Source organism: Streptomyces sp. NPDC000983 (genome assembly GCF_040299205.1).
Classification (GTDB): domain Bacteria; phylum Actinomycetota; class Actinomycetes; order Streptomycetales; family Streptomycetaceae; genus Streptomyces.
Map to the genome: position 1 here is coordinate 1 of NZ_JBEPBM010000024.1, position 25,772 is coordinate 25,772.

18 protein-coding genes and 1 riboswitch are annotated in these 25,772 nt (G+C 73.3%); of the genes, 7 read left to right on the top strand and 11 right to left on the bottom strand.

All coding sequences use genetic code 11. The features are described 5' to 3' along the window. Positions 1-69: 69 nt before the first annotated feature. From sucD to ABT296_RS25225, 6 genes are all read right to left on the bottom strand, one after another. On the bottom strand, positions 70-978 hold the full coding sequence (gene sucD / locus ABT296_RS25200; protein ID WP_351930912.1) for a succinate--CoA ligase subunit alpha: 909 nt from the start codon (positions 976-978) through the stop codon (positions 70-72). A 27-nt stretch (positions 979-1,005) separates the two neighbouring features. Then, entirely contained in the window at positions 1,006-2,187 is a 1,182-nt protein-coding gene (gene sucC / locus ABT296_RS25205) for an ADP-forming succinate--CoA ligase subunit beta (RefSeq protein WP_351930913.1), read from the bottom strand. A gap of 521 nt (positions 2,188-2,708) precedes the next feature. Then, positions 2,709-3,920, bottom strand: a complete 1,212-nt coding sequence (locus tag ABT296_RS25210) for a VWA domain-containing protein (RefSeq protein ID WP_351930914.1) — start codon at positions 3,918-3,920, stop codon at positions 2,709-2,711. Next, positions 3,917-4,075 (bottom strand): hypothetical protein, encoded by a 159-nt coding sequence (locus tag ABT296_RS25215; RefSeq protein WP_351930915.1) that lies wholly within the window; start codon positions 4,073-4,075, stop codon positions 3,917-3,919. Before ABT296_RS25215 ends, ABT296_RS25210 begins: the two co-directional genes overlap by 4 nt. Further along, positions 4,072-6,498, bottom strand: a complete 2,427-nt coding sequence (locus tag ABT296_RS25220; RefSeq protein ID WP_351930916.1) for a DUF5682 family protein — start codon at positions 6,496-6,498, stop codon at positions 4,072-4,074. The genes ABT296_RS25215 and ABT296_RS25220 overlap by 4 nt, the downstream gene beginning before the upstream one ends. A gap of 72 nt (positions 6,499-6,570) precedes the next feature. After that, positions 6,571-7,701, bottom strand: coding sequence for an ATP-binding protein (locus ABT296_RS25225; RefSeq protein ID WP_351930917.1), 1,131 nt, complete (start codon positions 7,699-7,701; stop codon positions 6,571-6,573). Positions 7,702-7,834: 133 nt separating this feature from the next. On the opposite strand from ABT296_RS25225, the gene ABT296_RS25230 reads away from it, so the two are divergent. Next, positions 7,835-9,184: an SWIM zinc finger family protein gene (locus ABT296_RS25230; RefSeq protein ID WP_351930918.1), complete on the top strand. Its 1,350-nt coding sequence runs from the start codon at positions 7,835-7,837 to the stop codon at positions 9,182-9,184. A gap of 58 nt (positions 9,185-9,242) precedes the next feature. After that, entirely contained in the window at positions 9,243-10,904 is a 1,662-nt protein-coding gene (locus tag ABT296_RS25235) for a DUF5691 domain-containing protein (protein WP_351930919.1), read from the top strand. A gap of 1,010 nt (positions 10,905-11,914) precedes the next feature. On the opposite strand, the gene icmB is transcribed toward ABT296_RS25235, so the two are convergent. After that, positions 11,915-12,337 (bottom strand): coenzyme B12-dependent isobutyryl CoA mutase small subunit, encoded by a 423-nt coding sequence (gene icmB / locus ABT296_RS25240; protein WP_351930920.1) that lies wholly within the window; start codon positions 12,335-12,337, stop codon positions 11,915-11,917. A gap of 516 nt (positions 12,338-12,853) precedes the next feature. Here icmB and ABT296_RS25245 point away from each other — a divergent pair. After that, positions 12,854-13,720 carry a lipase family alpha/beta hydrolase gene (locus tag ABT296_RS25245; RefSeq protein ID WP_351930921.1) on the top strand — a complete coding sequence of 289 codons (867 nt, stop codon included), beginning with the start codon at positions 12,854-12,856 and terminating at the stop codon, positions 13,718-13,720. A gap of 346 nt (positions 13,721-14,066) precedes the next feature. After that, complete coding sequence (locus ABT296_RS25250) at positions 14,067-15,593, top strand: M23 family metallopeptidase (RefSeq protein ID WP_351930922.1); 1,527 nt, start codon at positions 14,067-14,069, stop codon at positions 15,591-15,593. Between the two features lie 103 nt (positions 15,594-15,696). Here ABT296_RS25250 and pcrA read toward each other — a convergent pair whose 3' ends face one another. Beyond that, the gene (gene pcrA, locus ABT296_RS25255) at positions 15,697-18,174 is read right to left on the bottom strand and encodes a DNA helicase PcrA (protein ID WP_351930923.1); all 2,478 of its coding nucleotides are present in this window, start codon (positions 18,172-18,174) and stop codon (positions 15,697-15,699) included. Between the two features lie 555 nt (positions 18,175-18,729). After that, positions 18,730-18,900: riboswitch (cyclic di-AMP (ydaO/yuaA leader) on the top strand. Positions 18,901-18,908: 8 nt separating this feature from the next. On the opposite strand from pcrA, the gene ABT296_RS25260 reads away from it, so the two are divergent. Further along, positions 18,909-20,099, top strand: coding sequence for a C40 family peptidase (locus ABT296_RS25260; protein WP_351930924.1), 1,191 nt, complete (start codon positions 18,909-18,911; stop codon positions 20,097-20,099). Between the two features lie 214 nt (positions 20,100-20,313). Continuing rightward, a complete protein-coding gene (locus ABT296_RS25265) occupies positions 20,314-21,324 on the top strand; it encodes a tellurite resistance/C4-dicarboxylate transporter family protein (RefSeq protein ID WP_351930925.1) in 1,011 nt (336 codons plus the stop codon). On the opposite strand, the gene ABT296_RS25270 is transcribed toward ABT296_RS25265, so the two are convergent. Beyond that, complete coding sequence (locus ABT296_RS25270; RefSeq protein WP_351930926.1) at positions 21,302-21,655, bottom strand: hypothetical protein; 354 nt, start codon at positions 21,653-21,655, stop codon at positions 21,302-21,304. The two genes, ABT296_RS25265 and ABT296_RS25270, sit on opposite strands and share 23 nt — an antisense overlap. A gap of 449 nt (positions 21,656-22,104) precedes the next feature. On the opposite strand from ABT296_RS25270, the gene ABT296_RS25275 reads away from it, so the two are divergent. Then, positions 22,105-23,184 (top strand): C40 family peptidase, encoded by a 1,080-nt coding sequence (locus tag ABT296_RS25275; RefSeq protein ID WP_351930927.1) that lies wholly within the window; start codon positions 22,105-22,107, stop codon positions 23,182-23,184. 22 nt (positions 23,185-23,206) lie between these two features. Here ABT296_RS25275 and ABT296_RS25280 read toward each other — a convergent pair whose 3' ends face one another. Continuing rightward, positions 23,207-23,917 (bottom strand): LuxR C-terminal-related transcriptional regulator, encoded by a 711-nt coding sequence (locus ABT296_RS25280; protein ID WP_351930928.1) that lies wholly within the window; start codon positions 23,915-23,917, stop codon positions 23,207-23,209. Continuing rightward, complete coding sequence (locus ABT296_RS25285; RefSeq protein WP_453172021.1) at positions 23,914-25,206, bottom strand: ATP-binding protein; 1,293 nt, start codon at positions 25,204-25,206, stop codon at positions 23,914-23,916. The genes ABT296_RS25280 and ABT296_RS25285 overlap by 4 nt, the downstream gene beginning before the upstream one ends. Positions 25,207-25,772: the final 566 nt, after the last annotated feature.

The following is a 25,772-nucleotide window of genomic DNA, read 5'->3' on the forward strand; positions in this document are numbered from 1 at the left end:
CGTGCTTCCACGCCCACGCGTAGCGCAGTTCCGAATAGAGCAGGGGCGGGGTGGCGTGGATGACGGCGATCAGGACCAGCGTGTACAGCGCGAAGTAGGAGTGAGGACCTCGCGGGCCAGCTTCGCCGTCTCGGTCGGCGTCTTGCCGACCTTGACGCCGGCGGCCTCCAGGGCCTCCTTCTTCGCCTGGGCCGTGCCGGAGGAGCCGGAGACGATGGCGCCGGCGTGGCCCATGGTCTTGCCCTCGGGCGCGGTGAAGCCCGCGACGTAGCCGACGACCGGCTTGGTCACGTTCTTCGCGATGAAGTCCGCGGCCCGCTCCTCGGCGTCGCCGCCGATCTCACCGATCATCACGATCAGGTCGGTGTCGGGGTCGGCCTCGAACGCGGCGAGCGCGTCGATGTGCGTGGTGCCGATGATCGGGTCACCACCGATGCCGACGGCGGTGGAGAAGCCGATGTCACGCAGCTCGTACATCATCTGGTACGTCAGCGTGCCGGACTTCGAGACCAGACCGATGCGGCCCGGCTTGGTGATGTCGCCCGGGATGATGCCGACGTTCGACTGGCCCGGGGTGATGATGCCGGGGCAGTTCGGGCCGATGATCCGGGTCTTGTTGCCCTTCTTGCCGGCGTACGCCCAGAAGGCGGCCGTGTCGTGCACGGCGATGCCCTCGGTGATCACGACGGCCAGGGGGATCTCGGCGTCGATGGCCTCGACGACGGCGTCCTTGGTGAACTTCTCCGGCACGAAGATGACGGAGACGTTGGCGCCGGTCTTCTCGATGGCCTCGGCGACCGTCCCGAAGACGGGTACCTCGGTGCCGTCGAAGTCCACGGTGGTGCCCGCCTTGCGCGGGTTCACGCCGCCCACGACCTCGGTGCCGTCACCCAGCATGAGCTTGGTGTGCTTCATGCCGGTGGCGCCGGTCATGCCCTGGACGATGACCTTGCTGTCCTTGTTGAGCCAGATAGCCATGGTGTGTTCTGTCCTCGTCCTGAGTGCTTACTTTGCGGCGTGGGCCAGCTCGGCGGCCTTGTCGGCCGCGCCGTCCATCGTGTCGACGCGCTGCACCAGCGGGTGGTTGGCGTCCGTGAGGATCTGGCGGCCCAGCTCGGCGTTGTTGCCGTCGAGGCGGACGACCAGCGGCTTGGAGACGTTCTCGCCGCGGTCCTCAAGGAGCTGCAGGGCCTGGACGATGCCGTTGGCGACCTCGTCACAGGCGGTGATGCCACCGAAGACGTTGACGAAGACGGACTTGACGTCCGGGTCGCCGAGGATGATCTCAAGACCGTTGGCCATGACCTGGGCGGAGGCGCCGCCGCCGATGTCCAGGAAGTTGGCCGGCTTGACGTCGCCGTGGTTCTCACCGGCGTACGCGACGACGTCCAGGGTGCTCATGACGAGACCCGCGCCGTTGCCGATGATGCCGACCTCGCCGTCGAGCTTGACGTAGTTGAGGCCCTTCGCCTTGGCCGCGGCCTCGAGCGGGTTGGCCGCGTCCTTGTCGTGCAGCTCCTCGTACTCGGGGTGGCGGAACTCGGCGTTCTCGTCGAGCGACACCTTGCCGTCGAGGGCGATGACCTCGCCGGAGGCGACCTTCGCCAGCGGGTTGACCTCGACGAGGAGGGCGTCCGACTTGATGAAGGTGTCCCAGAGCTTGATCAGGACGTTGACGACCTTGTCCGCGACCTCGGCCGGGAACTTGGCGGCCTCGACGATCTCGCGGGCCTTGGCCTCGTCCACACCGTCGATCGCGTCGATCGGCGTCTTGGCGACGGCCTCCGGACGGGTGGCCGCCACCTCCTCGATCTCCATGCCGCCCTCGACGGAGGCGATGGAGAGGAAGGTGCGGTTGGCACGGTCGAGGAGGAAGGAGACGTAGTACTCCTCCAGGATCTCCGGGGCCGTCTCGGCGATCATCACCTTGTGGACCGTGTGGCCCTTGATGTCCATGCCGAGGATGTTGGTGGCGTGCTCGACGGCCTCGTCCACCGTGGCGGCGAGCTTCACGCCACCGGCCTTGCCGCGGCCGCCGACCTTCACCTGGGCCTTGACGACGGACTTGCCACCGAGACGCTCGGTGGCTGCGCGGGCCGCCTCAGGCGTGTCGATGACTTCACCGGCCAGCACCGGTACATCGTGCTTGGCGAAGAGGTCCCTCGCCTGGTACTCGAACAGGTCCACGCGCTTCCGTCCCTATCAGTGATCTCGCGGTTCGTTGGATGCGTGGGCGTGCCGCGAAGGGCAACGTGACGTCCGCTGTCACAAGGGAGGCGCACACGGTGTCCGAGCGCGCGGCATGTCCGTCTCGCAGGTTATCGCTGCTTGCGGAGGGCCCCTAAATCGAGGGTCACACCTGAGCGGTGATACCTGTCACATGATGTCGCGCTCACTGGCACCGGGTGCCGTCGGTGAGCGGCCTCACCGGGTCGGAGCTGTCCGGGTGAGGCCGCCTGAACAGCACGAAGGCGCACGAATGCACGCGCCCGGGGGGTCCGGCGGGGCGGTCCCCACCCCCCCTGGGGACCGCCCCGCCGGGGCGTGCGACCGCTCCCGGACGAAGTCCGGGGGCTTTCGCCCGTCCGGGTCCCTCCGGAGCGGGGAGCGGAGCCTGCGCACGGAGCCGGGGCTCGGTGGGCCGGGGCCTCAGACCGGGGCGGGGAGCGGAGCCTGCGCACGGAGCCGGGGCTCGGTGGGCGGGGGCCTCAGACCGGGTCGGGGACCGGTATCGGCCGCTTCTCGATCGCGGCCGCCATCACCTCCGGGAACAGGTCCGGCGTACAGGCGAACGCCGGGGCGCCCAGCGCGGCGAGCGCGGCCGCGTGCTCCCTGTCGTACGCCGGGGCGCCTTCGTCGGAGAGGGCGAGGAGCGCCACGAACTGCACTCCGGACGCCTTCATCGCGGCGACCCGCTTCAGCATCTCGTCGCGGATGCCCCCTTCGTAGAGGTCGCTGATCAGGACGACGACCGTCTCGGCGGGCCGGGTGATCTGGGACTGGCAGTACGCGAGGGCGCGGTTGATGTCGGTGCCGCCGCCGAGCTGGGTGCCGAACAGGACGTCGACCGGGTCGTCGAGCTGATCGGTGAGGTCGACGACCGCCGTGTCGAAGACCACCAGCCGGGTGTCGATCGACCGCATGGACGCCAGCACCGCCCCGAACACCGACGCGTACACCACCGAGGCGGCCATCGACCCCGACTGGTCGATGCAGAGGACGACGTCCTTCTTCACCGACCGGGAGGCCCGCCCGTAGCCGATGAGCCGCTCGGGCACGATCGTCCGGTGCTCCGGCAGATAGTGCTTGAGGTTGGCGGCGATCGTGCGGTTCCAGTCGATGTCGTGGTGGCGCGGCCGGTTGACGCGCGCGCTGCGGTCCAGGGCGCCGGTGAGGGTGGCGCGGGTGCGGGTGGCCAGCCGCTTCTCCAGGTCCTCGACGACCTTGCGCACGACGGCCCGGGCCGTCTCCTTCGTCGTCTCGGGCATGGCCTTGTTGAGGGAGAGGAGGGTGCCGACGAGGTGGACGTCGGCCTCGACCGCCTCCAGCATCTCCGGTTCCAGCAGCAGCGTGGACAGGCCGAGCCGGTCGATGGCGTCGCGCTGCATGACCTGGACGACGGAGGAGGGGAAGTAGGTGCGGATGTCGCCGAGCCAGCGGGCCACGGCCGGCGCGGACGCCCCGAGCCCCGCCGAGCGGTCCTTCCCCGTCTGCGGCCGGTCGCCCTTGCCGTACAGCGAGGCGAGGGCGCCGTCCATCGCGGCGTCCCGCCCGGACAGGGCGCATCCGGTGCCGTCGGCGGAGTCCCCGCCGAGCACGAGCCGCCAGCGGCGCAGCCGCTCCCGCGCCGGGTCCGCCTGCTCGGGGACGGCCCCGGCGGTCGCTCCGGTGGTCGTTCCGCTGCTTGTTCCGGTGGTCATCCGCGTGTCCCTCCGCCGAGGCGTTCCCACAGCGGGACGACGAGGACCGTCGTCCCGGGCCGGTGTTCGGTCCGCGGGCGCGGGCCCTGCTCCCGTCCCGCCGTGTCCGCCGTCCGCGCCCGCTCACCGGGCTTCCTGAGCCGGTCGGCCGTCATCGCGCCACCCCCACCAGATCGTTGTCGTCCGTGCCCGTTCCCGTTCCCGCGTCCAGGCCCAGCAGCAGCCGCACCACCGGCAGCACCGCGTCCGCCCGCGCCGGGTCCGGATCGGCCCCGAACCTGGGCACCGCGGAGCCCGCGGCCGTCGCTCCGGCCCGCTGCCCGGGTCCCCGCCGCACCAGCTCGCCGAGGGTTCTGCGCACGCCCGGCTCGTACGCGGAGAACGTGCGCCGCAGCAGCGGCAGTACGTCGGTGAAGGCGTCCGCGGGAACCCCGGTCAGCCAGGAGTCGACCAGTCCGAGCAGGCGCTCGTCGTGCACGAGGAGCATCCCGCCGCCCGAGCCGCCGCCGACGAAGCCCTCGATCCAGGCGGCCGCGTCGCCCGGCGGTGTACCCGGCGACAGCACGAGCCCCATCAGCCGCGCCGCCTCGTCCTGCGCCAGCTCCCCCTCGTCCAGCAGCAGCCGTACGGCTCGGCCGCGGATCACGCCCGGCACGGTGTCCCGCACCGACAGCACCCGGAGCACCGCCTGCCAGCGGGCGCGCAGATCACCGTGTCCGGCCGTCGGCAGGTCGCCGAGCAGGCCCACCGCGCCGTGCACCGCGTCCACATGGCGCCGGGTCTCCTCGGCGGCCTCCGCGTCGAGCTGGGCGCAGGCCGGGGGCAGCCCGACGAAGATCCGCTCGGCGAGGCCGGCGGCGACCTCCGCGAGCGCCCCGGTGTCCGTGCCGCGCACATCGCCGTAGCGCAGGGAGCGGACCAGCGCCGGGAGGGCCTGGGCGAGGTGGCCGACGTCCGAGTCGAGCGCGGCCCGGTCGGCGAGGACGCGCATGACCGTGGGCAGCGCGTCCGGCAGTTCGGCCAGCAGACACCGCTCGGCGAGGGCGGTGACGTCGGCGAGGGCCTGCGCGGAGACCGCCTCCGCCTCGGCCTTGCCGGTGGCGGCGGCGAGCACGGTCGTGCCCCACACGCCGGCCTCGGCGATCCGCACGGACAGCTCGGGCTCCCAGCGCAGCCGCCAGGTCTCCCGGAAGGTGCCCGTGCTGCCCCGCGAGGCGGCCGGCTCCCCCCACGGCACGTCCAGCAGCCGCAGCCGGTGCAGCAGGCGGCTGCGCGCGGCGTCGGTCTCCTTGCGCAGGTCCAGCTCCAGTTCGCGTTCCAGCGCCTCCGGGCGGAGCCGCAGTCGGCGCTGGATCCGGTCGAGGTCCCGCTGCAACGGCACGGCGGGCGCGTCCGGCGGCACCTCGCCGAGCACGTCGCCCACCACCAGCCGGTCGTGGATCAGCGCCATCGGCACGTCCGAGCCGTCGCACATCACCGCCCGTACGGCGTCGCCGGTCTCGCTCAGGCCGGGCAGCGGGCGGCCGCGCATCACCGCGAGGGTCTCGGCCAGCCGGACCGCCTCGATGACATGGGCGGAGGACACGATGCGGTCCTCCTCCCGCAGCAGGCCCGCCACCTTGGTCAGCCATCGCTCGACCGGCCGGTCGGGCGCGCCGAACAGATGCCCGTACCAGCCGGGCGAGTCGATGCCCGCGCCGTAGCCGCCGGCCCGTGCGAGCCTGCGGTTCGTCCAGGGCACCCAGGTCATGTCCGCCTTGACCTTGGGCAGCCCCTTCAGGCGGGCCCGGTCGGCGGCGACGGTGGTCCGCTCGCCGAGCGCGGGTACGTGCCAGGCCCCGCACACGACGGCGACGTCGGCGCCGAACTCCTTCTGCGCCGCCCGCAGTTGGAGGCGCATATGGGCCTCGCGCACCAGGTCCCGGTCGTGTCCGCCGCTGCCGTACACCTCCCGCAGCGCTCCCATGGCCTCGGCGAGCACGGCGAAGGGGGCGAGCGGGTCGCCGTCGCCGGTTCCGCGGTGCTCGACGACGTCCTCCCACCAGCGCTCGGGGTCGTCGTGTCCGGCGGTCTCGGCGAGCACGGCGAGGGGGTCGACCCGAACGTCGGGACGGGGCCCGGCGGGGTCGGGGTCCCGCCCGGGCGCGGGGTCGTGGGCAGGCTCTTGGCCGGCGCCCCCCTCCTCGCCCTTCGCGTCCTCGTCCTTCGCGCCTTCGGCGGTCGCCTCCTTCTCCCAGGCCAGGGTGTGCGTGGCCGGCAGGTCGATGAAGCGGGCCGGTACCCCGTGGTCCAGGGCCCAGCGGATCGCGACCCACTCCGGGGAGAACTCGGCCAGCGGCCAGAACGCCGAGCGGCCGGGCTCGTCCACGGCGTGGGCGAGCAGGGCGACCGGCGGGCGCATCCGCTCGTCGGCGCACAGCGGGATCAGCGCGTCCGCCTCCGGCGGTCCCTCGATCAGCACGATCCGGGGCCGGGCGGCGTCCAGTGCCGCCCGGACCGCCCGCGCCGACCCGGGCCCGTGGTGCCGCACACCGAGCAGCAGCGGTCCGCCCGCGGCCCGGTCAGCTTCCCTCGTCACACCGTCCCCCTCGCCCGGCCGACCGGCCGGTGCCGTCCTCGTGTGTCCGGTCCCCCTGGTGCGCGTGTGCGGTCATGCGCTCACCTCGCGGCAGGCGCGGTAGAAGTCGGTCCAGCCGTCGCGCTCGCGCACGACCGCCTCCAGGTACTCCTGCCAGACCACCCGGTCGGCCGCGGGGTCGCGGACCACGGCGCCGAGGATGCCCGCGGCGACGTCGGCGGGGCGCAGCACGCCGTCCCCGAAGTGGGCGGCCAGCGCGAGCCCGCCGGTGACGACGGAGATGGCCTCGGCGGTGGACAGGGTGCCGCTCGGCGACTTCACCTTGGTGCGTCCGTCGGAGGTCAGCCCGTCGCGCAGCTCGCGGAAGACGGTCACCACCCGGCGGATCTCGTCGACGCCCTCGGGCACGGCGGGCAGGTCCAGGGAGCGGCCGATCTGGTCGACGCGCCGGGAGACGATGTCGACCTCGGCCTCGACGCTCTCCGGCAGCGGCAGCACGACCGTGTTGAAGCGGCGGCGCAGGGCGCTGGACAGGTCGTTGACCCCGCGGTCGCGGTCGTTGGCGGTGGCGATGAGGTTGAAGCCGCGGACGGCCTGCACCTCCTGGCCGAGTTCCGGGATCGGCAGGGTCTTCTCGGAGAGGATCGTGATCAGCGTGTCCTGGACGTCGGCCGGGATCCGGGTCAGTTCCTCGACCCGGGCCGTCATGCCCTCCGCCATGGCCCGCATGACGGGGCTCGGCACCAGGGCGTCCCGGCTGGGGCCGTTGGCCAGCAGCTGCGCGTAGTTCCAGCCGTACCGGATCGCCTCCTCCGGGGTGCCGGCGGTGCCCTGCACCAGGAGGGTCGAGTCGCCGCTGACCGCGGCCGCCAGATGCTCGGACACCCAGGTCTTCGCGGTGCCGGGCACGCCGAGCAGGAGCAGGGCGCGGTCGGTGGCGAGGGTGGTGACGGCGACCTCGACGATGCGGCGCGGGCCGACGTACTTCGGGGTGATCACGGTGCCGTCCGGCAGCGTGCCGCCCTGCAGATAGGTCGCCACGGCCCACGGCGACAGCTTCCAGCGGGCCGGGCGCGGCCGGTCGTCCTGCGCGGCGAGCGCGGACAGTTCGGCCGCGAAGGCGTCCTCGGCGTGCGGTCGCAACGACTCCGCCGGTGCGTTCTCACGGGTCTTCTCGGACGTCGGTGCAACGGACACGGTCATGGCTAAGTCCCCCTCCAGCTCGGCCGGTTCGGATCTGGCACCAACGGTGCACCACGCCACTGACAATCGGCCCTGACCTGCGCAGATGTTCCGTCGAGGGCGATTGTCAGTGGTGGGATCTACCTTCGGAGACATGACTCAGCAGGGGGTGCGCTGGAGCGCGGAACAGGTGCTGGCACTGGCGCCTGACGCCGCGTCACGCAAGGCGGGCGGCAAACTCGGCGCGGCGGGGCCGTGGTCCGAGGCGGGCAGTTCCGACGAGGGGACGGTGTGGGGGCTGTGCAAGGGCAGTGGCGGCAAGCCGTATCAGACGGTCGTCGACGTCGCGGACGTGGCCGGTCCCGCGTACAAGTGCAGTTGTCCGAGCCGGAAGTTCCCGTGCAAGCACGCGCTCGGGTTGCTGTTGCTGTGGTCGGGCGGGGACTCGGCGGTGCCGTCGGGGAAGCCGCCGGGCTGGGCCGAGGAGTGGATCGAGGGGAGGAAGCAGCGCGCGGAGCGGAAGCGGGCGGACGGCGGGTCCGGGTCCGGTTCCGTCGATCCGGAGGCGGCCCGGAAGCGGGCCGAGCGCCGGGCGGAGAAGGTCACCGCGGGGGCGGTGGAGCTGGAGCAGCGGCTGACGGATCTACTGCGCGGCGGTCTGGCCGGCGCCGAGCAGGCGGGGTACGGGCTGTGGGAGGAGACCGCGGCCCGGATGGTGGACGCGCAGGCCGGGGGGCTCGCGGCGCGGGTGCGGGAGCTGGGGGCGATTCCGTCGTCCGGTGCGGGCTGGCCGGTGCGGCTGCTGGAGGAGTGCGCGCTGCTCCATCTCCTGGACCAGGGCTGGCTGAACCGCGAGCGGCTGCCGGCGGAGCTGGCGGCCACCGTCCGCTCCCGGATCGGGCTGCCCGCCTCGGCGGACGGGCCGCCGGTCCGGGACCGCTGGCTGGTCCTCGCCCAGTACGACACGGCGGACGCCCGGCTGACGACCCGGCGGATCTGGCTCCACGGCGCCGCCTCGTCCCGTACGGCGCTGCTGCTGTCCTACGGTGCGGCGGGCCGCGCCCCGGAGCTGGCGCTGCCGGTCGGGCTGGCGCTGGAGGCCGAGCTGTCCTTCTATCCGGGCGGCGGGCAGTCACGGGCGGCGCTCGGGGAGCGGTTCGGCGGGCCGGCGCCGGCCTCGCTGCGGCCGCCGGGGATGACGACGGCCGAGGCCGCCGCCCGTTACGGGGAGGCGCTGCGGGACGATCCGTGGCTGGAGTCGGTCCCGGTGACGCTGGACCGGGTGATACCGACTCCGGACGGCGAGTCCTGGCAGCTCGCGGACGCCGACGGGGACACGGCCCTGCCGATCGCCCCCGCGGCGCGGTCCCGCCCGGGGCTGTGGAAGCTGGTCGCCCTCTCCGGCGGCGGCCCGGTCAAGGTCTTCGGCGAGTGCGGGCACCGGGGCTTCACCCCGCTCGTGGCCTGGCCGGCGGGATCGGGCGAGGCGGTGCGGCTGTGCTGACCCGCCGCCCGGAACCCCAGGATCCCTGCTCGGGCCCGCTCAGGAAGGGACGACTCCCATGAACAGCACCTCCGCTCCCGGGGCCGCGCCGGCCTGGGAGGAACTCGTCACCGCCGCCCTGCTCGGCACCGACCGCCGTACGCCGCCGGGCGGCGGCCCGGACCGGGAGGCGCCGGTGGCCCTGCTGGACGCGGCGGCCGTGGAGACCGTACGGCGCCGGGCGGGACTGCGGCCGGCGCGCGCCGCGGAACGGCCCGGACCGGCTCCCGAGGACACCCGGCCCGCGCTGCCCGTGGCGGCGGCCCGCCGGCTCGCGCTGCTGCTGGCCGACCGTGCCGGGGGCACCGGCGGCGGGCGCAGAGGGACCGCTCCGGATCTCACGGAGCTGCTGCCCCAGTGGCTGGCGGCGGCAGGCGCCCAGGGGTGGGCGGCGCCCCCGCACCTGCTGCCCGCCCTGCTGGACGCGGCCCGGGGGCGGACGGATCTGCGGCCGGCGGCGCTGCGTTTCGCGGGCCCCCGCGCGGTGTGGCTGGCCCGGCTGAACCCGGACTGGCGGTTCGCCCTGCGCGCCGCGCCCGGCGGGGGCAGCGCGCTGCCGGGCCCCGAGGACGGGGAGGGTGTGCGACGCCTGTGGCAGGAGGGCCTGTTCGCGGAGCGGGTCGCGCTGCTCGCCGCGGTCCGGGCCCGGGAGCCCGCCGCCGCCCGGGAGTTGCTCGCCACGACCTGGGCGACGGAGCGGGCCGAGGACCGGCTGATGTTCCTCGACTCGCTGCGCAGCGGCCTGGGTCCCGCGGACGAGCCTTTCCTGGAAGGGGCGTTGGCCGACCGGAGCCGCAACGTCCGTGCCACGGCGGCGGAGTTGCTGTCCGCACTGCCCGGCTCGGCGCTGGCCGGGCGGATGGCGGTGCGGGCCGGGGCGTGCGTGGCCGTCGACCGGACGCAGCGCACTGCGACGATCACCGTCGAGGCGCCGCACGAGTGCGACGCGGCCATGGAGCGCGACGGCGTGGTGCCCAAGGCGCCGACGGGACGCGGGGAACGGTCCTGGTGGCTCGGCCAGTTGGTGGAGGCGACGCCCCTGGGCACCTGGCCGGACCGGCTCGGCGGCCGTACCCCGGCCGCGATCGTGGCGCTTCCCGTGGCGGACGACTGGCAGGGCGAACTGCACGCGGCGTGGTGCCGGGCGGCCGTACGGCAGCGGGACGCCGAGTGGGCGCGGGCGCTGCTCGGGACGCCCGCGGCGCCGGAGGCGGGCGGTCCCGGCGCGGTGTCGCTGGCCGAGCGGGCGAAGCTGCTGGGCACGCTGGAGGCGGCGGAGCGGGCCGAGTGGGTGGCCGGTTTCATCGCACGGCACGGTCTGTCGGAGGCGTTCCAGCTGCTGGGGGTGTGCGCGGTGCCCTGGGCGCCGCCGCTGGGGCGGGCGGTGGTCGACGCGCTGAACATCGCGCGGGACGCGGGCAGTTATCCGTGGAGCTTCAGCGGGGTGATGGGACTGGCCGAGCGCTGCCTGGACCCGGCCGAGGCGGACCGCCTCGACGGCCTGCTGGCCGTACCCGACGAGGCGGAGGACGCGTCACCGGGCGCCGGCGGCTACTGGGCGGAGGCGTTCCAACGCCTGGTCACCACGTTGCGTCTGCGCGCGGCGATGACGGAGGAACTGCGCGACCCGGCACGGGAGGACGTGGGGCGGAGGGATAAGGAGAGGAGAGCGGAAGACTAGGCCGGGCGAGGGGCGAGCGCTGAGCGGGGACCGGGGCGGTTGGGCGGGAGGGGACGGGGCCTGGGGTCCGGAGGGCCCAGGGGTCCGGCCAGAGGTCCGTGGTCCAGGGGTCCGGGGGCGGGGGCCCCGGGGCGGGGTCGGGAACGGGGCCCCGGGAACGGGGCCCCGGGGGCGGGGGCCCGGGGGCGGGGGCCCGGGGGCGGGGGCCCGGGGGCGGGGGCCCAAAGACGGAAGCCTCGGGGGACGATGCCCCGGGGATGGGGTCCGAGGTCCGGGAGCCCGGGACCGGCCGGGCAGGAAGGCGGGGCTCTCTCAGCGTTCAGGCCCGCCGACGGCCGCCGGGCCACCGCGGCCAGCGAGGGCTCGGCGGACGCACCGTCAAGGTCGGTCGGACCACCCGGGCCCGGGTGCAACGGCCGGAGGCCGACGAGCAACGCAGCGGTCGGAGCGGCGGGGCGGCGACGAGGTCGGCAGAGCCGTCAGCCCCGGCAGGGAGCCGGCGGGTCACCGGACTGTCGAATCCGTGGACCCTCCCGTCGCGGACCAGGCACCCGGGTCCGGCGGCGCGTCAGTCAGGGCCGGGCCGGGCCGGCAAGGGCCACAGGGCCCGCCTGGGCTCGTCGGGGCTCGTCGGATCGGGGGCACCGCCGCGCGCCCCGGCACCCGGGTCCGGGGCGCGTCGGTCAGGGGCCGCCCAGAACGGCGGCGCGCAGAGTGTCGGGCCCGGCAGAGCCGTTCAGGGGGCCACGGGGACCAACAGCCCCGGCGGCACACCCACGACCCGGCACCCGGGTCCAGGGCACGTCGGTCAGGGACACCGAGAGCAGCGGCGCGCCCGCCGCAGGGCAGGGCGACCGGCTCGGCGGAGCCGTCAGGGCTGACAGAGCCGTCAGGGGCCCATGGGGGGACCACCCCGGCTCCGCTCCGGCGGCGCACCCGCGCCCCGCCACCCGGGTCCGGGGCGCGTCGGTCAGGTCGGCGCCCCGGGCATCCGTCCGTGTGGAGCCGGCTCAGCCGCCGGAGACGCTCGGCTGGCGTACGTTCGCGCGGACCCAGTCCACGATCGACTGCGTGGTCGCGCCGGGCGTGAAGATCTCCGCGACGCCCTTCTCCTTCAGCGGGGCGATGTCCGCCTCGGGGATGATGCCGCCGCCGAAGACCAGGATGTCCTCCGCGTCCCGCTCCCTGAGCAGGGCGATCACGGCGGCGAACAGCGTGTTGTGGGCGCCGGAGAGGATGGACAGGCCGATCGCGTCGGCGTCCTCCTGGATCGCGGTGTCGACGATCTGCTCGGGCGTCTGGTGGAGCCCGGTGTAGATGACCTCCATACCGGCGTCACGCAGCGCCCGCGCGATCACCTTCGCCCCTCGATCGTGGCCGTCGAGCCCCGGCTTGGCCACCACCACGCGGATCGGACCGGCTGCCACACCCATCACTGCCTCCATGAAGCGACTACATCCATCCGTACCGACATCCGTGCCGACAAGTACCGCACACATCGCTCGCGCCGTACACGCCGCACACGCCGTGGCACGGACGCCCCGCGCCACACCGCCCGGGGAAGTGAACGAACGTTATCGCCAGCATCCCGCAACCGGCCGTTTCGCGGTGGAGACCGAGGGGGAAATCACACGGTGGGACACGTTCGCCGCGCATCGCATCATGCGCAACGGGAGCCGCAACGAGGTCGCCGCACCATCGCGCCGCGAGCCGCGCGCCGAGGTGGTGGGGCGCGCCGGCAAGGGCACGAAGAACACGCAGGGCAGGCAAGGCACGACAACGAGGAGCCCCGTAGCCGCACCGGCAGGGGCCCCGTCGGGTCGACGGCGTAGGAGCGCCGTACGCCGCGCCGTCCCGGCCGCCCACGACCCGCCGGGTCTCGGCGTGGCCTCCCATGAGGGCACACGGGGGACAGAGGCGTCCTCCGGTGTGCCGACAGGAGGTCGGCCATGAAGGTCACCAAGGCAGTGCTGCCCCTTCTTCCGCTCTGTCAGCGGCTCCTCCCGAGCCGGTTGGCCGGTTTTTCCGTGGCGCTCATGAAGGCCACCGCCCTGGAGATCGCGATCCTCGCCGGACACCTGCTGCTCTATCCATCGGGAATCACCCAGGAGCGCCGGGCCGCGCTCCCCCCGCGGGACTCCTCGGACACCTCCCGGCTGCCGACGGAGGCCCGGCCGCCGGTGGTGCTGCTGCACGGGTTCATCGACAACCGGTCGGTGTTCGTGCTGCTGCGCCGCAGCCTCGCCCAGCACGGCAGGCACCAGATCGAGTCGCTCAACTACTCTCCGCTGACCTGTGACATCCGGGCCGCGGCCGAGCTGCTCGGGCGCCACATCGAGGAGATCTGCGCGCGTACCGGCAGCCCGCGGGTGGACGTGGTGGGGCACAGCCTCGGCGGACTCATCGCCCGTTACTACGTGCAGCGGCTCGGTGGCGACACGCGGGTGCGGACCCTGGTGACGCTCGGTACCCCGCACTCGGGCACCAAGGTGGCGCCCCTGGCCAACGCCCATCCCATCGTGCGGCAGATGCGGCCCGGGTCGGCGGTGCTGGAGGAGCTGGCCCTGCCCGCGCCCGGCTGCCGTACGCGGTTCGTCGGCTTCTGGAGCGACCTCGACCACCTCATGGACCCGCTGGAGACGGCCTGTATCGACCACCCCGATCTGCTGGCGCAGAACGTCCGGGTGAGCGGGGTCGGCCATCTCGCGCTGCCGGTGCACCCGGCGGTGGCGGCCGGGGTGCGCCGGGCCCTCGACGACGAGCCGGCCGGGACCGGAACCGAGGCCGCGCGGGCCGGTGGACTGACCGTGGCCTGAGAAACCCCCGGGCGCCCCGAACCGCACCCCACCCCGCGCCGACTTCGAGCCACTCCCGAGTCGCCTTCGAGCCGCTCCTGAATCACCGCCCGAGGGGCCGCCGAGTCCACTCCGAGTCCGCTCCGAGGCTCCTCCGAGTCGCCCTCCAGGGGCGGCCGGAGGCCCCACAGGATCGAACACTCTTCGAACACAAGGCCAAACTCGCGCCCGCAGTCCCCCGAAACACGGCCGAATGCCCGTTTCCCCCAAGCCTGAAACCAGCTGAAGATTGTCGTGCCCGCGTACCGCCGGGTACAGTCGCCGCACTGCTCTGGCAGCCCCTGTTGTCGAGGCGAAAGAGAAGTTGGTGAACGACCGTCACCCGTCGGGGACCATGACCACCCCGGCATCGGCTTCCGACGCCGCCGAAGCGCACTACGCGTCGTACGGCACCCAGGAAGCCCAGTACGGCGACTTCACCACGTACGCCTCGTACGACGCCACAGGATTCCAGCAGGACTCCGGGACCTTCGCGGCGGACCCCCTGTTCGGGACGCTGCCGGCCGACGGCACCGGCTCGTACGACTCGGGCCAGTGGTCCACGGCGGGCGCCCAGACCCCGAACTACGACGTGTACGCGGCCCAGCACCAGGCCGCCTACGACACCGGCGCGTACGAGACGACCGCCTGGTCGGCCGATTACCAGCACCTGTCGACGGTGCCGCCGCAGTCCAACGGCCCCGAGACCAGCGGCCAGTGGGACGCGAACGCCTGGCTCCAGCCCGAGCAGCAGACCGCCGCCCACGCCGAGCAGACCCAGCACTGGCAGTGGGACGCCCAAACGGCGCTCGACACCGGTGCCTACGACGCCACGCAGTGGAACTCCGACGGAGCCACGGCCGGGGGCGAGGACCACGAGCACCGCGCCGAATCGTTCGACCAGCAGGCGACCGCGACCTTCGAGCACGCCGTCGCGGACGAGACCGGCTACCACGCCCCCTCCTCCCACGACGAGCCCTCGTACGAGGAGACCGTCCACGGCGCGGGCGAGCCGGGTTCCACCGGTGAGCTTCCCGTCGTCGACCCCGCCGACGTCCTGCTGGAGGAGCAGGAGGAGACGACGCCCGCCCCGGGTTCCCGGGTCGCCGCCCGCTCCGCGGCCCGTTCCCGCCGCCGTCCCCCCGCCCGGCGCTCCGCGCTGCTGACCATCGCCGTTCCGTCGGCGTGCGTCATGGGTGTGGCCGGGATCGCCGCCGCCTCCGTCGGCACCCTGGCCGACGACAAGGAGACCGCGACGACGGCCTCGGACGCGCAGGCCGTCAAACCGTCCACGGCCAACAACAAGCTGGACACCCAGCTGGAGAGCCTCTCGGCCGGGGCCGACGACTTCGCCGACCGGGCCAGCCGGACGCAGGAGCGGATCGACCTCAAGGCCCAGCAGGAGGCCGAGCGGAAGAAGGCCGCCGAGGAGGCGGCCCGCAAGGAGCGGCTGCGCCCCAAGTTCGCGCTGCCGGTCGCCCAGCACGGCCTGAGCGCCTACTACGGCCAGGCGGGCATCAACTGGATGTCCTCGCACACCGGCATCGACTTCCCCGTCGCCTACGGCACCCCGGTGCTGGCGGCCACCGACGGCACCGTGCGCACCCAGTTCAACAGCGCCTACGGCAACATGATGATCGTGACCGCGATGGACGGCACGGAGACCTGGTACTGCCACCTCTCCACCTACCAGATCCCCTCCGGTACGACCGTGAAGGCCGGGGACCAGATCGCGTCCGCGGGCGACTCGGGCAACTCGACCGGCGCACACCTGCACTTCGAGGTGCGCCCGGCCGGCGGTGGGACCATCGACCCGCTCGCGTGGCTGCGCAGCCACGGTCTCGACCCGACGTAACAACTCCCCGGCGGGCCCCCGCCGTTCGACGAGCGAGGGCCTCGGCCGTCCGAAGCCCCGGGACCGGGGCGCCGTACGGCGGAGGCCGCTCTCGCAACGGTCCCTAGAGCTTCTCCACCGGCGCGTACCGCAGCAGCAGCCGCTTGGGCTTGTCGCCGAAGTCGATCGTCGCCTCGGCGTTCGCCCCGGTGCCCTTGACCGCCATCACCGTGCCGAGACCGAACTGGTCGTGGGTGACCCGGTCCCCCACCGCCAGCGCGACGACCGGCTTCTCCGAGGTCCGCCGGGTGGCGAAGCCGGAGGCGCCGGACGCCGCCGAACGCGAGCGGCTCGACGACAGCGAGGCGGCCACCCCCGACACGGGCCCGGAGGAGACCGGCGCCGTGGCACCGGTGCGCTTCCAGTCCACATGCTGGGCCGGGATCTCCTCCAGGAACCGGGAGGGCGGGTTGTACGAGGGCTGCCCCCACGCGCTGCGCAACGCCGAGCGCGTCAGGTAGAGCCGTTCGCGCGCGCGGGTGATGCCGACGTAGGCGAGCCGCCGCTCCTCCTCCAGCTCCTTGGCCTGGCCGAGGGCCCGCATGTGCGGGAAGACGCCGTCCTCCATGCCCGTCAGGAAGACCACCGGGAACTCCAGGCCCTTGGCGGTGTGCAGGGTCATCAGGGTGATGACCCCGGAGCCGTCCTCGTCCTCGTCGGGGATCTGGTCGGAGTCGGCGACGAGCGCGACCCGCTCCAGGAAGTCCGAGAGTCCGCGCGGGGTTTCCTCCGACTCCTGCTCGAACTCCAGTGCCACGGCGGCGAGTTCCTGGAGGTTCTCGATCCGGGTCTCGTCCTGCGGGTCCGTGGACGCCTGCAACTCGGCGAGGTAGCCGGTGCGTTCGAGGACCGCCTCCAGGATGGTCGCCGGTCCGGCGCCGGACTCCACGACCGTCCGCAGCTCCTCCATCAGCGTGTTGAACCGCTTGACGGCGTTGGTGGAGCGCGCGGCCATGCCGTACGCCTCGTCGACGCGGCGCAGGGCCTGCGGGAAGCTGATCCTCTCGCGCTGGGAGAGGGCGTCGATCATCGCCTCGGCGCGGTCGCCGATGCCCCGCTTGGGGACGTTCAGGATGCGCCGCAGGGGGACCGAGTCCTCCGGGTTGGCCAGTACGCGCAGGTAGGCCAGGACGTCCCGGACCTCCTTGCGCTCGTAGAAGCGGACCCCGCCGACGACCTTGTAGGGCAGGCCGACGCGGATGAAGACCTCTTCGAAGACCCGGGACTGGGCGTTGGTGCGGTAGAAGACGGCGACGTCGCCGGCCTTGGCGTCGCCTCCGTCGGTCAGTCGGTCTATCTCGTCGGCGACGAACTGGGCCTCGTCGTGCTCGGTGTCGGCGACGTAGCCGGTGATGCGCGCGCCCGAACCCGCGTTGGTCCACAGGTTCTTGGGGCGGCGGGACTCGTTGCGCTCGATGACGGCGTTGGCGGCGGAGAGGATCGTCTGGGTGGAGCGGTAGTTCTGCTCCAGCAGGATCGTCGTCGCGTCCGGGTAGTCCTCCTCGAACTGGAGGATGTTGCGGATGGTCGCGCCGCGGAAGGCGTAGATCGACTGGTCGGCGTCGCCCACCACGCACAGTTCGGCGGGCGGCAGGTCGTACTCGCCGGGCGGTGCGTCGACGGGGTGCTCGCCGGTCCCGACGAGTTCGCGCACCAGGGCGTACTGGGCGTGGTTGGTGTCCTGGTACTCGTCCACGAGGACGTGCCGGAAGCGGCGGCGGTAGTGCTCGGCGACGTCCGGGAAGGCGCGCAGCAGGTTGACCGTGGTCATGATCAGGTCGTCGAAGTCGAGGGCGTTGGCCTCCCGCAGCCTCGACTGGTACATGGCGTACGCCTGCGCGAGGGTCTTCTCGAACCCGTCCGCCGCCCGGGCCGCGAAGTCCTCCTCGTCGATCAGCTCGTTCTTCAGGTTGCTGATCTTGGCGCTGAAGGACTTGGGCGGGAAGCGCTTGGGGTCGAGGTCGAGGTCCCGGCAGACGAGCGCCATGAGCCGCTTGGAGTCGGCGGCGTCGTAGATCGAGAACGACGAGGTGAACCCGAGCCGCTTGCTCTCGCGGCGCAGGATGCGCACGCACGCGCTGTGGAAGGTCATCACCCACATGGCGTTCGCGCGCGGGCCGACGAGCTGCTCGACGCGTTCCTTCATCTCGCCCGCGGCCTTGTTGGTGAAGGTGATCGCGAGGATCTGGCCGGGGTGGACGTCGCGGGCGGCGAGCAGGTGCGCGATGCGGTGGGTCAGGACGCGGGTCTTGCCGGATCCGGCGCCGGCCACGATGAGCAGCGGGGTGTCGGAGTGCACGACGGCCGCGCGCTGGTTCTCGTTGAGCCCCTCGATGAGCGCCGCGGCGTCGAGCGGCGGGCGCGGGGCGCCGTCGCGGTAGTGGGTGTCCCGGTCCGGGGGCACGTCGAACTTCCCGCCGAACAGATCGTCCGGAACCGGCTCCGGAGCGTGATCGTCCTCGGGCGGCGGCGGGGGTTCCTCGTCGTGGGCCCGGGGGCCCTGGAGATCCGCCAGGAAGCTGTCGTCAAAGAGGCTGCTCATCGCTCTCCGAGTCTAGGGTGCCCCACTGACAGCCCGCCGCCGCCCTGGCGAACATCCCTCGATCCAGCGGCCGATGATCTTCCCGGGGCCGGCCGGCGAGGGCTCTCCCGAGGGCTCCCGGCCCGCGACCGCGCCGTCACGTTCCGCGACCGGCCGGGCGAACGGGCGGGCGCCGCAGTCCTGTCGGACGACCCTCGCCGCCCGGCCGGAGTCGGCCGTTCCGACCGGGAACGACCGCTCCCGCAAGCCGTACACACGCCCGAGACGTTCGTCACCTCGCCGCACCGCCACGCCGCACGAGGCCCTCACCCAACGTGACCGCGCGGCGGCGATACGCCGCGGACACCGCCCCGATCCAGCCGGAAAGCACCATTCCGTACGCGATCCGGGCAAGCCGCCGCAGTCCGGTCCGGACCGACCGCACTCCGGGCCGCGCTGACCAAAGGTCACGAAAATGTATCGGGCATATCGCCCATCAACCTTCACAGGGGCCACACGAGTTGGCTACCGTGCCGAGCAGGCCGCACGACCCCCACCGGCGAACGTCGCCGGGCCGCGCGGCCTCCGCCGAGTCCGCTGCCCTTCCACGGCAGCCGAGCCGGGGACCCAACCGACCTTGGGGTGAATCGGCCCAACTCCCTTATAGGGACAGGGCTGTAGGGCAACCCTTCCGAACCACCCGCCCGAACCCGACAGCTAACTCGGTAGGCGGAGCATGGAAGGAGTCGCCTCCCTTGGCGTCGCACCGCAAGTCGCGTCCCGCGGGTACGCGCGTAGCAGGCATACGGACCCCCGCCCTCGCCACGGCCGCCCTCACCTCGGTGGCCCTGCTGTCCCAGACGGCCAACGCCAGCCCGGCCGCGGACGACAAGCCCAGCCTCGAAGAGGTCGAGAAGAAGGTCGACGACCTCTACCGCCAGGCGGAGTCGGCGACCGAGAAGTACAACGCGGCCAAGGAGAAGACGACCAAGCAGCGCAAGCAGGTCGACACGCTCCTGGACGACGTCGCCAAGCGCACCCAGAAGCTCAACGACGCGCGTGAGGAGCTGGGTTCCTTCGCCGCCGCCCAGTACCGCACCGGCGCGGCGGCCCCCAGCACCGCGACGCTCCTGCTGGCCGACTCCCCGCAGGACTACTTCGACCAGACCCAGCTGATGGACCGGATGACCGGCCGTCAGAAGGAGGCGGTCGACGACTACATCACCGAGCAGTCCTCGACGATGGAGAAGCGTCAGGAGGCCGCCGAGAGCCTCCAGACGCTCAGCGAGTCGCAGAGCGACCTGAAGACCGCCAAGTCCACGGTTCAGAAGAAGCTCGCCGACGCGCGCGAGCTGCTCTCGGAGCTGACGGCGGAGGAGAAGGCCCGCCTCGCCGCGATCGAGCGCAAGCGGCAGGAGGAGGCCGCGGCCAAGGCGGCCGAGCTGGCCGAGCAGCAGGCCGCCGAGGAGCAGCGCCGCAAGGAGGCCGAGGAGGCCGCCGCCCAGCAGGAGAGCGGCTCCACCGGCTCGTCCGGCTCCACCGCGACGAGCGGCAGCGAGTCCGGGTCCACGTCGGACTCCTCCTACTCCTCGAAGGCCGAGAAGGCGCTCGCCTTCGCCCGCGCGCAGATCGGCAAGCCGTACGTCTGGGGCGCCACCGGCCCCGACTCCTACGACTGCTCCGGGCTGACCCAGGGCGCCTGGAACGCCGCCGGGATCACCCTGCCCCGCACGACCTACGACCAGGTCAACGCCGGCACCACGGTCTCCCTGGCCAACGCCCGGCCGGGCGACCTCGTCTTCTTCTACGACGACGTCACCCACGTCGGCATCTACATCGGCAACGGCATGATGATCCACGCTCCCAAGCCCGGCACGTACGTGCGCGAGGAGTCGATCTACTACGACGGCGAGGGCTCGATCCACAGCGTCGTACGGCCCGCCTGATCACACCGCACGCGCGCGTGGGGCCCGCCTGATCACACCGTGGGGCCCGCCTTACCGCACCGCACGCGCGCGTGGCCGCCGTCCTCGGGTGAGCGGCACGCGCGCGTGGCCCCCGGTGTCCGGGGAGCCGCCGGTGCCTGCGCCCGCGCGTATTTCGGGGCCCCCGCGCGCGTGGCCCCCGGGGAACGCGCGCCGGGCTCCTTAGCATCGGCGCATGCCCGGCACCCCTGCCCCTCACTCCTTGCGCGCCTGGTGGGCGCAGCGTCCTCCGGCGGCCGGTGCCGCGGTGATGGCCACCGGCATCGTCTCGGTCGGTCTCCATCTGGCCGGCTACGAGGTCCTGTCCCGGATCGCCCTGGCGGTGGCCTGCGCCGCGTGGCTCGCCCTGGCCGCCGACTTCGCCGTACGGCTGGTGCGGTGGCCGCGGCGGTGGCGGCAGGAGGCCGTCACGCCCGGCGCGCTGACCGCCGTCGCGGCGACGACCGTGCTCGGCACCCGCTTCTCCGCCCTCGGCTGGCAGACCCTCGCGGCGGCCCTGCTGGCCCTGTCCGCGCTGCTGTGGCCGGGGCTGCTGTACGCCGTCGTACGGCACTGGCACCGGGGTATGCCCGGCGCGGTGTTCCTGGGCTGCGTGGCCACGCAGGGTCTGGCCGTACTCGGCGCCACGCTCGCCGCCGCGGACACCTCCGCCTGGCTGGCCCATGCCGCGCTCGTACTGTTCTGGCTCGGCCTGGTCCTCTACGCGGTCGCCCTCGGCCGCTTCGATCTGCGCCAGGTGACCGAGGGGCCCGGTGACCACTGGGTCGCGGGCGGGGCGCTGGCCATCTCCGCGCTCGCCGGGTCCAAGCTGATCGCGGCCGACAGTCCGCGGCTGTACCTGTGGAACGTCGACGCCGACGACGTCCTGCACACGGTCACCGGCGGGCTGCTCGCGCTGGACCTGGCCTGGTACGCCGTCCTGCTGGCCGCCGAGTTCGCGCGGCCGCGGACGGGATACGACGTGCGCCGCTGGGCGACCGTGTTCCCACTGGGCATGACGGCGGCGGCGACCCTTTCGGTCGCCGCCGCTCTCGACGTCTCCTGGCTGGAGGGGCCCGGCGAGGTCCTGCTGTGGGTCGCGGTCGCGGTCTGGCTGGTCGTCGCCGTGGGCGCGGTACGGGCGTTCCGGGCCTACACGGGCGAGGGGGCCGGAGGGGCCGGGCTCACGTCCACAGCACGGCGATGAAGACGTTCGCCGTGGTGAGGAGGCCGACCAGGCCGAACAGGCCCTTGTCCACCTTCTCGTCGTCGCGCTTCACATAGACCAGACCGAGGATCACGATCAGCAGGGCGAGCTTCACGCCGATCTTGATGTTGTTCACGGTCTGGTCGTCCGCCTGGTTGAGGCCGACCAGGATCACACCGGTGACCAGCATCGTCACCGCGCCGTGCAGCATCGCCGGCACGAACCGGGCGGTCCCGCGGCCCATGGCCTTCATCTGGGTGAGGAAGCCGCCCAGGAGCGAGGCGATGCCGATGATGTGCAGGCCGACGAAGAGATGGATGAGTACGTCCATGGGGCCGGAGCCTAATCAGGGGCCCCTGGACGCTCCGACACCGGCCCACCCCTCCCGCCGTGCGGGTGGTGCATATATGCGGTCCATAGCAGCACACCGCTCCCACCAGCCCCGAAACCCGCACTTCGGTCATCGCGCAGTGTGAAGGCGATTGCCCCGCCCGCGAATTTCGGTCACATACGGTCACCACGCGATCCCCTCCTGGCAGTTCCGTACAACGCGTTACCGGCCCGACATACTCGGGCCTAGCGTCCTCCCCCAGGTGACCGGCTCCCCACCGCCGCCCGGGCCAGGGGCGGCAGTCGGACACCACCGCCGAGAAGGTCCGGCGGCGGCGCGCTCCCCCTGTGCGGGCCGCCGCCGGACGCGCAGAGCCGTACCCGCTCCCCCATGGCGGACGTAACGGCGAGGCGGTCGGAGAAAGTCGTGCGAAAGGACGTGCAGTCCACGTGGCAGCGCACCGCAGGCCCCGCATCCGCTCGGGCGGCGGCAACACCGTCCGTACGGCCGCCACCGTCGCCCTCGCGGGCGCGGCGACCGCGACGGGGTTCGACGGGACCGGACACGCCGAGCCGGAACTGACACCGTCGCAGGTCAAGGCGAGGGTCGACCGGCTGTACCAGGAGGCGGAGGCCGCCACCGAGAAGTACAACGGCGCGAAGGAGAAGGCCGAGGTGGCGGAGAGCCGGCTGGCGAAGCTGCGCGACGAGGCCGCGCGCAGGACGGAGAAACTCAACTCGGCCCGGGAAGGGCTCGGTTCGATGGCAGCCGCCCAGTACCGCGCGGGCGGTCTCGTGCCCGCCGCCCAGCTCGCGCTCTCCGACGACCCCGAACGGTATCTGCACGGCGCCGAGTTCGTGGAGCGGGTCGGCACCCGGCAGGCGGCGACCGTCGCCGACGTGCGCGAGCGGCTGCGGGAGATCGGGCAGTTGCGCGGGGCCGCGCGGGTCGAGCTGGCCTCGCTGAAGTCGCGCCAGGCGGAGCTGAAGCGGCACAAGAGGACCATCACCGGGAAGCTGGAGTCGGCCAACCGGCTGCTGGCGCGGCTGACGGCGGAGGAACGCGCCCGGATCGCGGACGGCGGCCTCGCCGACGGCTCCGGCGACCGCGCCACCCGCTCCGCGTCCGGGGCCCGGGAGGGGCTCGCGGCGCCCGGGTCGGCCACCGCGCAGGCGCCCAACTCCCGTGCCGCGGCGGCGGTCGCCTACGCCTACCAGAAGCTCGGCAGCCCCTATGTGTGGGGCGCGACCGGCCCCAACGCCTTCGACTGCTCGGGACTGACCCAGGCCGCCTACCGCGCGGCCGGCGTCGCCCTCCCGCGCACCACCTACACCCAGATCGACGCCGGCCGGCGGGTCTCCCGCTCCGAACTCCGCCCGGGCGACCTGGTGTTCTTCTACTCCGGGATCACCCATGTCGGCCTCTACGTCGGCAACGGCCAGATGATCCACGCCCCCAACCCGTCCGCCCCGGTACGACTCGCGCCGATCAGCGAGATGCCGTTCGCGGGGGCGACCCGGGTGGTGTGAGGCCCCGGCGCGGCGGGCGCCCTCAGACCAGGCGCCGGGCCGTCGCCCACCGGGTCAGCTCGTGCCGGTTGGAGAGCTGGAGCTTGCGCAGCACCGCCGAGACATGGGACTCGACCGTCTTCACCGAGATGAACAGCTGCTTGGCGATCTCCTTGTAGGCGTAACCGCGGGCGATGAGCCGCAGCACCTCGCGCTCGCGCTGGGTGAGACGGTCCATGTCCTCGTCGACCGGCGGGGCGTCGGTGGAGGCGAAGGCGTCCAGCACGAACCCGGCCAGGCGGGGCGAGAAGACCGCGTCGCCCTCCTGGACCCGGAAGATGGAGTCGACCAGGTCGGTGCCGGTGATCGTCTTGGTGACGTAGCCGCGCGCGCCGCCGCGGATCACCCCGATCACGTCCTCGGCGGCGTCCGACACGGACAGCGCGAGGAAGCGGACCGGCTGCTCGGCGTCGGCCATCAACGGGGCGCAGCGGCGCAGCACTTCGACGCCGCCGCCGCCCGGCAGATGCACGTCGAGGAGGACCACCTCGGGCCGCGTCGCGGTGATCACCGTGACCGCCTGGTCGACGTCCGCGGCCTCGCCGACGACCTCCACCCCGGTCTGCTCGGTCTGGCCGATCTCGGCCTGGACCCCCGTGCGGAACATACGGTGGTCGTCGACGAGGACCACCCGCACATGCCGCCCGCCCGCTGTGCCGGTGGGCTCCGCGTTCGCCTCGGTCGGGTCGCTCATGACGTCTTCTCCGCCCTCTCCATCTCCAGTTCGACCTCCGTGCCGCCGTCGGGCACGGGACGCAGCCGCGCCGTCCCGCCGTTGCGCTCCATACGGCCGATGATCGATTCTCTGACGCCCATCCGGTCGGCGGGTATCGAATCGAGGTCGAAACCGGGACCGCGGTCCCGCACGGACACGAAGACCCGTCTTCCCTCGACCTCGGCGTAGACCTGCACCGCGCCGCCCTCGCCACCGTACTTGGCGGCGTTCACCATCGCCTCGCGCGCGGCCTGCATCTGTGCGCCGATCTTCTCGTCGAGGGGGCAGTCGCCGACCACGACGACCTCGATGGGCACGCCGTGCTTGTCCTCGACCTCCGCGGCGTTGCGCCGGACCGCGTCGGCGAGCGTGGTCGGCTCGTCCTCCTCGTCCTTTCCGGTGCCCTCGGGCTTGTAGAGCCAGGTGCGCAGGTCGCGCTCCTGGGCGCGGGCCAGCCGGCGGACCTCGCCCGCGTTCTCCGCGTTGCGCTGGATCAGGGTCAGGGTGTGCAGCACCGAGTCGTGGACGTGGGCGGCGACTTCGGCGCGCTCCTGGGCCCGGATGCGCATCAGGCGTTCCTCGGAGAGGTCCTGGGTCATGCGGACGAGATAGGGGCCCGCGAGGAGCGTTATCCCGACGAGGACGGCGAGGGCCGCCTGGAGGACGGAGCCGAGGTGGGCGGCGGAGCCCTGGAGCACGAAGATGCCGGAGACTCCCGCGGTGACCAGCAGGACTCCGCCGGCCGCGCGCAGCAGGGTCAGGGTGCGTCGGCGGCGGCCGACCGCCATCCAGCGGGCCCGGCGGGCGTTGTCCGCCTGCCGCCAGACCAGGGCGACGCCGGCGGCGACCAGCACGGCTGGCCAGAGGTAGGCCTGGGCGCCGCTGCCGAGGTCGACGCTGCCCACGAAGACCATGGCGACCACGACCATGAGCAGCAGGGCGACGATCTGGCCCTTGTCGGGGCGGCGGGCGATCAGTCGGCGCCGGCCGTCCGCCGAGGTCTCGGTGGTGACGAGGGACGGCGGCCTTTGTCCGGCGACTCCGCCGACGCCGAGCGGTACGAAGAACCAGAACGCGGCGTATAGCAGGGCGCCGAGGCCGTCCGCCATGAACAGGCCGACGAAGACCAGCCGCACCCAGATGACGGGCAGCCCGAGATGACCGGCGAGCCCTCGCGCCACGCCCCCGAGCCAGCGTCCGTCGCTGCTGCGGTAGAGCTTGCGCGGCGGCCGCGGTTCGACGAGGGGGGCTGCTGCGGCATCCGACATGCCACCGATGGTCACACGACCGGCCGAGCGGAGCATCAGGGTTGACCCCCGAGACTCCCCCGATCTTCGACCCCACCCAGCTCCCACCCAGCTCCCGTCGAGCCCACGCCGGCCCCGACCCCGGCCTGCCTCTCGTCGAGCTCATGCCAACCCCCGCCGCGCCCCGGCAGGGCACGTGCCCCGGCCGGGCCCACCGTCGGTCCCCAACCAGTTCCCGTCGATTCCCGCTGAGTTCCCGCCGATGCCCACGCTGCCCCGCCCGGCCTCGCGCCAAGCCCCGCCGCCGCGCCCCGGCCCACCCCTGCCGGGCCCTGCCCAGCCCCGCCCGAGCCCACGCCAGGCCTCCCCCTGCCCCAGCCCAACCCCACCCGCCCCCGACGCCGACCCCGCCCGGGCCTTCGGTGGCCCCCGACGCCGACCCCGGCCAACCCTTCGACGGCCCGCGACCGGCCTCTCCACCGGTCCCGGCCCGTGTCCCCGACCACCCCTGAGCCGGAACCGGCCCGGCCCCCGGCCCTCGGCCCCCGGCCCCGGCCCCGGCCCCGGCCCCGGCTCAGGGGCGATAT